The 3,121-nt window shown below is 72.2% G+C and carries 3 protein-coding genes; all 3 read right to left on the reverse strand.

Going from position 1 to position 3,121, the window contains the following annotated elements; all coding sequences use genetic code 11:
• The coding region (locus J0670_RS34130) for a DNA repair ATPase (RefSeq protein ID WP_307806813.1) at positions 1-517 on the reverse strand (517 nt) is incomplete at its 3' end.
• Positions 518-562: 45 nt separating this feature from the next.
• On the reverse strand, positions 563-2,581 hold the full coding sequence (locus J0670_RS34135) for a flotillin family protein (RefSeq protein ID WP_207816225.1): 2,019 nt from the start codon (positions 2,579-2,581) through the stop codon (positions 563-565).
• 64 nt (positions 2,582-2,645) lie between these two features.
• The coding region (locus J0670_RS34140; RefSeq protein WP_207816226.1) for an OB-fold-containig protein at positions 2,646-3,121 on the reverse strand (476 nt) is incomplete at its 5' end.

Consider the following 3,121-nt stretch of genomic DNA (forward strand, 5'->3'; position numbering starts at 1 on the left):
CGCCGCGCCCGTCCTGGTAGTCGGCCCGGTCGCCGTCCAGACGCCAGCGCAGCACCCGGACGTCGGTGGCGGCCGGGCCGGTGCGGAAGACGGCGAGCAGCCGTCCGCCGACGGGGCGCAGCCGTTCCAGCCGGGCGTCGCGGAAGTAGCGGCGCAGGTCGGCGAGGTCCTGGCGCAGCCGGGGGTCGTCCAGCAGCGGTCCCTGGGCGGGGGAGAGGTCGTCGGGCCGGTGGAGGCTGAGGACGTCCGCGAAGTCCTCGGCGCCGTCCACGACTTCGACGGGGCGGGTGCCGAGCAGCAGCAGCCCGCCGACGGCGGTGAGGTCCTGGGGCAGGCAGGCCCGGCCGGTGGTGAGCCGCCCGGTGCCGGTGAGCCGCAGCTCCCCGCCGCCGAACTCGGCGACCCGGCGGGCGTTCAACGCCTGCGCACGGTCGGCGAGTTCGGCGGCGGACCGGGCGAGCCGGTCGCGCAGGACCTCGTAGGTGCCGGCGTCGAGCCGGGCTTCGGAGGCGTCCACGGTCAGTTCCTCGGGTCCTCGGGCACTTGGATGCTCAGCGGGTGACTACTTGCTGCCGTTCGCGGCGGCCAGCGCCCCGATCGGGGTCTCCGCGATGCCCAACTTCTTCGCGGAGTCCAGCAGTTGGCGCAGCTGCCCGGCCTGCTCGCCGCCGCCGGCGCCGATCAGCTTCAACAGCAGCGCGGAGACCGTCAAGTTCTGCACGTCCGCCGTGGAGACGGAGGAGAGCACCCGGGTGAGGTCCTCGGTGAAGCTGGCCCGCCCGTCCAGCCAGGGCCCGGCCAGGGTCTGGGCGGTCTGCGAGTGGCCGACGAAGGCGTCCACGCTCTTGCCGGCCGTCACCGACTGCACCAGCTTGTCGAAGAACACCGAGTCCCCGCCGACGATGTCGATCTTGGCCTTCTCCAGCCCGGCCGCGACCAGCGCGGCCTGCGCCTCGGCGATCTGCCGCTGCGTGTCCAGCCCGGCGAGGCGGACGTCCTTCTCGGCGGCCAGCCGCAGCCGGTACTCCTCGTGCTCGCGCGAGGCCTCGTCCAGCTTGGCCATCGCCGCGGCCTTCTCGGTCAGGCCCTCGGCCTCCGCCTTCAGCTTGGCGCCGACCTCCAGCGCGGCGGCCTTCGCCTTCTCGGTCTGGACGGCGGCCTCGGCGCGGCCCACCTTCTCCACGGCCGCGGCCTCCTGCTCGCGCACCTGCACCCGGGCCAGCCCCTCGGCGGCGGCCTCCGCCCGGATGCCCTCGGCGAGGCGGACCTTGGCGGCCGCGTCCAGCTCGGCGGCCTGCTGCCGGGCCTCGGCCAGCACCAGCGCCTCGCGGGCCTTGTGTGCGGCGGCCTGCTCGGCGGCCTCGGCGGCCTTGATGTCCTTGACGAGCTTCTCCTGCGCCTCGGCCTCGGCCTGGATGACCACGGCCTTGCGCATCCGCTCGGCCTCCTCGGTGGCGCGCAGCGTCTTGACGGCCTCCTCCTGCTCGGCGACGGTGCGGTCGACCGCGACCCGCTCGCGGACCACGTCGGCGACCTCCCGGCGGCGGGACTCGACCTCCTTCTCCTTGGCGATGAGGGCGAGTTCGGTCTCCCGCTCGCGGCCGACGACCTCCAGCAGGCGGTCCTTCTCGATCCGCTCGTTCTCCACCGCGATCACCCGCTCGCGGTTCTTCTGCGCCACCGCGACCTCGCGGGCCTGGTTCTCCCGCTGCACGCCGAGCAGTTCCTCGGTGCGCAGGAAGGCGGTCTGAGCGTTCAGCCGCTCCTCCTCCTGCACCCGGGCGACCACCGCGTCCTCCTTGGCCCGCAGGGTCTCGATCTCGCGGCGCTGGCGGATCTCGGCGTCGGCCTGGCGGCGTTCGAGCTCCAGGACGGCCTCCCGGGCGTCCACGTTCTGCCGGGTGATCTCCTTCTCCTCGGTGCGCTGGTACTCGTTGGTGCGCACGTGCTCGATCGCGGTCAGCTCGGTGATCTTGCGGATGCCCTGGGCGTCCAGGATGTTGGAGGCGTCCAGCTGGTTCATCGGGGTCTGTTCCAGGTGGTCGATGGCCGCGTCCTCGAGGGTGTAGCCGTTGAGGTCGGTGCCGATGACCGCGATGATCTGGTCCCGGAACTCGTGCCGGTGGGTGTACAGGTCGGTGAAGTCGAGCTGCTTGCCGACGGTCTTGAGCGCCTCGGCGAACTTGACGGCGAAGAACTCCTGGATCGCCTGCGGGTCACTGGCCCGGGCGGTGCCGATCGACTGCGCGACCTTGACGACGTCCTCGACGGTCTTGTTCACCCGGACGAAGAAGGAGATCCGGATGTCCGCCCGGATGTTGTCCCGGCAGATCAGCCCGTCCCGGCCGGCCCGGTGGATCTCCACCGTCTTCGCGGTGATGTCCATCAGCTCGGCCTTGTGCAGGATCGGCAGGACGATCGTGCCGGTGAAGGTGACGTCCACCTTCTTCGTCCGGGAGACGATCAGCGCCTTGCCCTGCTCGACCTTCTGGAACAGGCGCCCCACGAGCAGCAGCAGGGCGAAGACGATGAGCAGCACGACGGCGACGAGCACGCCGAAACCCACGGCGATGGTGTCCATCACGGAGTCCTTTGACGAGACGGTGGTGCGAAGTTGGTTGTGTCCGACTGGAGTTGACTTGGTGTCAGGATGTCGGCGGATCGAACGGTGCCACCAGGAAGTGTTCGCCGTCCGCGTCGTAGTCGTAGATCAGGGCGGTGCGGCCGGCCGTCAGCCCCGGATCGGGCTCCGGCGTGCGGACCTGCACGGTCGCGGTGGAGCCGTCCTCGGCGGCGACCTCGGCCTGACCGAAGTCGGCGGTCACCCGGCCGGTGCGGATCACGCAGACCCGCCCGACGAAGTCCCCCCGGGTGACCGGCCGCTCCTCCGGGAACAGCCGCGACAGCGGCCGGACGATGGCCCTCGTCCCCGCCCAGGAGGCGACCAGCGCGACGGCGAACACGCCGCCGCGCGCCGGTGCCCCCGAGGTGAGGACGGTGCCGGCCAGGCTGACGAACCAGGCGAGCGCGACCAGCAGCGAGACCGCCACCGTCACGGGAACCCCGCCCAGCCCCAGCGCGTCCAGCACGCCCCCGTGGTGGCCGCTTCCGTCCTGGGACC

The organism is Streptomyces sp. FH025 (genome assembly GCF_017427025.1).
GTDB lineage: Bacteria > Actinomycetota > Actinomycetes > Streptomycetales > Streptomycetaceae > Kitasatospora.

What these genes read in the sequence shown, in the direction of transcription:
- J0670_RS34135 (WP_207816225.1), bottom strand. Translation starts at nt 2,581, where the DNA reads ATGGACACCATCGCCGTGGGTTTCGGCGTGCTCGTCGCCGTCGTGCTG.